This window comes from uncultured Rikenella sp. (assembly GCF_910579375.1).
GTDB lineage: Bacteria > Bacteroidota > Bacteroidia > Bacteroidales > Rikenellaceae > Rikenella.
Window position 1 is genome coordinate 1 of the sequence record NZ_CAJTUJ010000102.1, and the last position, 6,832, is coordinate 6,832.

The 6,832-nt window shown below is 60.3% G+C and carries 2 protein-coding genes; both read left to right on the forward strand.

What is annotated here, in order from left to right; genetic code table 11:
* The first annotated feature begins 963 nt into the window (after positions 1-963).
* Positions 964-1,362, forward strand: a complete 399-nt coding sequence (locus QZ302_RS07790; protein ID WP_294594241.1) for a YraN family protein — start codon at positions 964-966, stop codon at positions 1,360-1,362.
* Between the two features lie 115 nt (positions 1,363-1,477).
* Positions 1,478-5,755, forward strand: coding sequence for an alpha-glucan family phosphorylase (gene glgP / locus QZ302_RS07795; protein WP_294594243.1), 4,278 nt, complete (start codon positions 1,478-1,480; stop codon positions 5,753-5,755).
* Positions 5,756-6,832 lie beyond the last annotated feature (1,077 nt).

The window sequence follows — 6,832 nt, forward strand, 5'->3', positions numbered from 1 at the left end:
CTGGGCCTTCGGCCCACCCGGGGAGCGCGCAGCCCGAACCCGACAGAATTAGGCTGAACCTTACCTTTGGTCGTGCTCTTGCGACCCTTTAGAGCCGCGCAGTTCGCCGCCACCCTACGCGGCGGACTGCAACTCGTCGGAGCTCGTTGCACTCACCGCTGGCGGCGAACAGCTAAGACCTGAGAGCGAGTAGCGCGATTCCGTGAGGAATCGCCGTCCTCATATTGGGGTAGAGGCTGCCCAATCGGAGTGCCCGAAGGCACCGGTGCGTGGGGGGGGCGCGCTGAGGACGAACTTCCGAGAATAGGGCGGTGGTTTGGGCGAAACTCTTGCGACCCTTTGGGTCGCGCGGGCCGGACGCCTGCCCACGGGCGGCCCGCAACACGCCGCTCGCGCGTCGAGAGTTGTCGTCCCTCCCGTGCGTCCGGCCCGCTTACAGGGGTGTGCTTTTGTGATTCGGGTCGGAGCCAGCGTGGCCGAAAACGAGCACCGCGGCGTTGCAGGCCTCCGCTGGGGAGGCTTCAACCCGGGCGGTTCTTCGAACCGCAGGATTCAACTCAAAAGTAGGGTAGAGGCTGTCTAATATTTGGGGTAGAGGCTGGCAGTAAAACGCCCTGTGGGCGCGTTTATTCCGAGAGGCAACGCAACTGGAAACCGTCGGCACTGTGGTACGAGTGGCTGGGTTGAGATGCATTCATCATGAAGCGCAAATATAAACCCGATTGTTGGTTCGTCGAGGCAGAGTAGCTGTATCCGCCGTTTCCGGTGTGCCATAAGAAGCCCTCCTCGCCGCCGCGGAGGCCCGGGGCGGGCCGCGCGGCACTCGAATCGGCGCCTCTGCCCTACGGCCGCCTCTACCCTGAATTACCCCACGAACCAGTCGCTTTACCCCAAGCAGCACCTCTTCTTATCCCGGCATCCCTCCCTCAAAACTAAAAACACCGGGATCTAATCCTCCTTCGAATGGCAGATACCTCGCACCTCGACACCGGAATCGCCGGAGAAAACCTCATAGCCGACTACCTGATCGCCTGCGGCTGGGAGATTCTCGAACGGCGATGGCGCGATCCTCGCGCAGGAAGAGGAGCCACCGATATCGACCTGATCGCCCGGTCGGCAGACCGCCGCTACCACTTCATCGAAGTCAAAACCCGTACCGGAGACCGCTGTCAGTACGTCGATTTCGCACCCGAGACCGCCGTTACCCCCGCCAAAGCACGCCGCATCGCCGCCGCAGCCGAACGGTATCTGGCCTGTTCCGGCATCGTGGACGAGATACAGATCGATATCGCCGCCGTTATCCTTTCCGAACATCCCGGCACCCGGCCGGAAATCCGCTATTACCCGAATATCGTGCGTTGAACCGCCCGTAGCGCATTTTTGTCAGAATGACTAAAAACACTATCTTTGGCACGTTGCGTATGTCGGAAATACGCATCGGACAACGATCGCAAAGGCAATCAACGACCGAAATCCTATGAGTGAACATCAACGACAGAAACCCGACCTGCTTTTCGAAGTCAGCTGGGAAGTCTGCAACAAAGTCGGCGGCATCCACACCGTGGTGGGAACCAAAGCCCTGACCGCCATCGAACAATTCGGCGACGACCGTTATATCGTCATCGGGCCCGACCTGACCAGCGAAGGCAATAACGCCGAATTTCAGGAAGACCCCGACCTGTTCCGCGATTGGCGGAGGATGGCTCGGGAAGAGGGGCTCCGCGTCCGCGTCGGGCGCTGGAAAAACGTCAAAGGGAACCCGATCGTCGTGCTCGTCAATTTCTCGGTGATCATCAATCGCAAAGATCAGCTGCTCGCTTCGTTGTGGGAAGACTATCAGGTCGATTCCATCACCGGACAGTGGGACTACGTCGAACCCGTCCTCTTCGGCTACGTCGCAGGGAAAGCCATCGAAAGTTTTCTGAACTATCGGTTCGGGCCGCGGCAGCGGGCGGTGGCCCATTTCCACGAGTGGCAAACCGTTTCGGGAGCTTTGTACCTGCAGAAAGCCATGCCGGAAGTGGCGACCGTCTTTACCACCCATGCCACAGTGACCGGGCGGGCCATCGCCGGGAACGGGCTGCCGCTGTACAGCGGGCTCGACACCTACAACGGCGACGAGATGGCCCGGCGGTTCGGCGTGGTGGCCAAACACTCCATCGAGAAGGTCGGAGCGCATCAGGCCGACGGCTTTTCGACCGTCAGTGCCATTACCGCCCACGAATGCCGGGCCCTGCTCGATACCGACGTGACCACCGTTACCCCGAATGGGTTCGAGAACGGATTCGTGTGGGAGGGGGCCGAAGCCCAGGCCAAACGGCGGGAGGGGCGCGACGCCTTGATCCGCGTGGCCCGGGCGACCTTGGGAATCGAACTGCAAAACGATCCGCTCATCGTCTCGATCGGCGGCCGGTACGAGTTCAAGAACAAAGGGATCGACGAATTCATCGACTCGCTCGGCGAACTCAATAACGACGACACCCTGCCTCGGGACATTCTGGCCTACATCCTGGTTCCCGGCTGGAACCACGGTGCACGGAAGGATTTGCAGGGCGTGTTGGCGGGACATCGGGACGCCGGGGTGGATCATGCCGGAGCGTTGAACGCCACCCACTACCTGGGCGACCCGGACAACGACCCCGTCGTCAACCACCTGCGGGCGCGGGGATTGCTGGGGCGGGGGAATCGGGTGCACACCGTTTTCGTGCCGTGCTATCTGAACGGCGACGACGGGATTTTCAACAAAACCTACTACGAACTGCTCGTGGGGACGGATGTGACCGTCTTCCCCTCTTATTACGAACCGTGGGGATATACCCCGCTGGAGAGCATCGCCTTCTCGGTGCCGACGGTGACCACCGATCTGGCCGGTTTCGGCCTGTGGGTGCGGCAGTATGCAGCCGACGGGCATAAAGGGGTGACCGTTATTCACCGCGACGACGCCAACGGCGGCGAAGTGATGAACGCCATTGCCGCCACCTTGAGAAACTACGCCGCGATGGGCGACGGCGAAATGAACGAACACCGCTCCTCGGCACGAGAGATTGCCGGGACGGCACTTTGGTCGAATCTTTACACGCATTATATGGAGCTTTACGACGCCGCGCTGCAAAACGCAGCAGAACGGGACACCCGACCGCAAACCGACGGGGGTGCCACCCATGAACAAATCAGTTATATGCGCCACCAACTGGTGGTGGACAGCCGGCCCAACTGGACCCGCATGATGGTCGAAAGTTCGGTGCCCGAACGGTTGCACCCGCTCGAAGTGCTGACCAAGAACCTCTGGTGGTCGTGGAACGACCCTGCCCGGCGACTCTTCGAATCGATCGACCCGGAGCTCTGGAACAAAGTCGACCGCAACCCGATCGACCTGATCGCCCGGCTCAACTTGCCCCGCTTGCGCGAGCTGGCCGAAAACCAGGAGTTTCTCGGACGGATGGATGCCGTTTACGCCGATTTCCAGTCCTATATGGCGGCTAAACCGCACGATGCCAGACCGAAAATCGCTTACTTCTCCATGGAGTACGGTCTGCACCATACGCTGAAAATCTACTCCGGCGGCCTCGGGATTCTGGCCGGCGACTACCTCAAAGAGTCGAGCGACAAGAACGTGCCGATGACCGGGGTGGGGCTCCTGTACCGGTACGGCTACTTCACCCAGCGGCTCTCGGCGGCCGGGGATCAGGAGGCCAGCTACGAACCGCAGGACTTCTTCAACCTGCCGATCACCCCCGTGCGCGATGCCGAGGGGAACTGGAAAACCGTGACCGTCAATTTCCCGGGGAGGAAAGTCATTGCCAGAATATGGAGGTGCGACGTGGGGCGGACGGAGCTCTACCTGATGGACACCGACCACGACCTCAATCTGCCGGAAGACCGGTCGATTACCCACCACCTCTATGGCGGCGACTGGGACAACCGGCTCAAACAGGAACTCCTGCTGGGGATCGGCGGGATTCGCCTGCTCAACACCTTGGGGATCGAGGGCGATGTCTATCATTGCAACGAAGGGCACGCGGCCTTTATCGGGCTCGAACGGGTGCACGACCTGATCGAACGGCACGACCTGAGCTTCTCGGAAGCGCTGGAATGCGTGCGCTCCTCCTCCTTGTTCACGACGCACACGCCTGTGCCGGCCGGGCATGACGCTTTCCCGGAAGATATGATCCGGCAGTACATGTCGCACTATCCCGACCGCCTCAAGATCACTTGGGAGCAGTTCATCAACCTCGGGAAGACCAATCCGAACGACCCGAACGAGAAATTCTCGATGAGCGTCCTCGCCTCCAACATGTCGCAGGAGGTCAATGGGGTGAGCTGGCTGCACGGCGAGGTGAGCAAAGAGATTCTGAAAGACATCTGGCCGGGGTACTTGCCTTGCGAGCTCCACATCGGCTATGTGACCAACGGGGTGCACTTCCCGACCTGGGCGGCGACGAAACTCAAGGATTTGTATTACAGCGCTTTCGGCGAATCGTTCCGCAACGGGGACTACTCCAAGCAGAACTGGGATAAAGTCTACCAGATCGACGACCGGGTGCTGTGGGACATCCGTCTCTTCCTGAAGGAACGCCTGATGAAGAAGATCCGGAGCCGCGTGGCCGACCCGATCCAGTTCCGGTTCGACTCGCCGCGCCAGATCGTCCAGATTCAGGAGTCGCTGAAGAACGACGTGCTGACCATCGGTTTCGCGCGACGGTTCGCTACCTACAAACGGGCGCACCTGCTCTTCACCAACCTCGAACGGTTGGAGCGGATCGTGAACAACCCGACGCGGCCCGTACAGTTCGTCTTTGCCGGAAAGGCTCACCCGGCGGACAAAGCGGGACAGGATCTTATCAAAAAGATCGTTGAAGTCTCGAAAATGCCGCAGTTCCTGGGCAAGGTGATTTTCCTCCAGAACTACGACATGGAACTCGCCCGGCGGATGGTGCAGGGGGTGGACGTGTGGATGAATACCCCGACGCGGCCGCTGGAGGCTTCGGGGACGAGCGGCGAAAAGGCCGTGATGAACGGCGTGCTTCACTTCTCGGTGCTCGACGGCTGGTGGGTCGAAGGGTACAAAGAGGGGGCCGGGTGGATGCTGCCGATGGAAAAGACTTTCGACGATCCGCGCTATCAGGACGAAATGGATGCCGAGCTGATCTATGCGACGATCGAAGAGCAGATCGCACCGCTCTACTACAACCGGAACGAAAGCAACCTGCCGGTGGGCTGGGTGGCGGCCATCAAGAAATGCGTGGCTGAGGTGGCTTCGCAGTTCACCACCAACCGGATGATGCAGGACTACGAAGACCGCTACTATGCGAAACTCTTCGCCCGGCACGAACGGATGATTGCCGACAACTTCGCCGAAGCGCGCGAAATCGCGGCCTGGAAACGGCGCGTGAGTCGCGATTGGGACAAAGTGCGAGTGCTCGACTTCAAACAGTTCGACGTGGGCCATACGGCGATTAAATTGGGCGAATCTTACAACCTGGAGGTGCGGGTGGATGTCGACGGCCTTTTGCCGGAAGATGTGGGCGTAGAATTGCTTATCGCGGACCAGATTACCGAGGGACAGGATCACAATAAGATTTCGATTAAAAACACCTTCGAATTCGAACGGACGGCGGTCGAGGGGAGCGTGGTGACCTATAAACTGAGTTCGGCGCCGGAGAATGCGGGTTCGTATGATGTGGCGATTCGGGTGTTCGCTCGCAATCCGAAGTTGCCGCACCGGATGGATTTCGCGCTGGTGAAGTGGGTATAGGCTTCGCGGTAGTCCGGCGACCGGGTTTTGTCTGGGTGGAGCGCGTCTCGGCTTGATTCGCGGCGGCTTCGTTCGGAACAGGTCGTGTGGCGTTACGAATGATTCAGCGCTCTCTTTCGATCTTCGGATCGGAAGAGAGCGCTGTTTTATATCTCAGTGCATAAGCATTCGGGCGAGGTTCGTTTTAAGGAGTTGATCGGACGTGGAATGGTTTGGGCCGAGGCTGCCCCTTGTCCACTGCGGGCCCGCGGGGCCCGCTATGACGCAAACGCGTCATGGCGGGCGGCCTTTATTACTTAAAAGTAACCGAGCGCCATGCCTAAAGAGGGAAATAAAGAGTTAGGCTGAGGTTGCCATTAAATCACCCGAAGGGTGCGCCCGCCCGGCGTAAGGGTAGTACCCTCCCGTAGCCAAAGCCGCGCGCCGCCGCCTGAAGAAGCGATTCAGCTATTTCGGCGGTGAGCCAAATATAGATGAATCGCGCAAGGCGCGCATCGAAGAACTGGGCCAGACAGATTAAGCGATACGCAGTATCGCTCCGTCCCGCCGGGGTCACCCGGACGCCGCCCGCGCAGGGCAGTTTCAGGCGGGTCACAGCTCGACCGCGCGCCGTAGCCTTAAGAGGGAAATCGTCAAAATGCGCTGGCGCGTTTTGACAAGATTTCCCCGGCGCGCGAAAACGTGGCGGAGCGACAGCGGAGCCGCAGTGAGGCGAACACTGGACGGAGAACTGGGCTTTGCTTTGGGCCGTGCTGTTCTTCGGGCTCGAAAACCGGCCACGGTTTTTGAGCCGCGCCGGGCTGAGCAGAGGGCTTGGATTGGAGCGGTGCTTTGGGCTTTGCTTTTGGTCGTACCTCTGCGGCTCTACGAGCCGCCGGGCCTGCGCACTGGGCCTTCGGCCCACCCGGGGAGCGCGCAGCCCGAACCCGACAGAATTAGGCTGAACCTTACCTTTGGTCGTGCTCTTGCGACCCTTTAGAGCCGCGCAGTTCGCCGCCAGCGGTGAGTGCAACGAGCTCCGACGAGTTGCAGCCCTCCGCCTGCCAGGGCGGCGGACTGCGCAGCTCTGCGAGTCGC

What these genes read in the sequence shown, in the direction of transcription:
- QZ302_RS07790 (WP_294594241.1), top strand. Translation starts at nt 964, where the DNA reads ATGGCAGATACCTCGCACCTCGACACCGGAATCGCCGGAGAAAACCTC.
- glgP (WP_294594243.1), top strand. Translation starts at nt 1,478, where the DNA reads ATGAGTGAACATCAACGACAGAAACCCGACCTGCTTTTCGAAGTCAGC.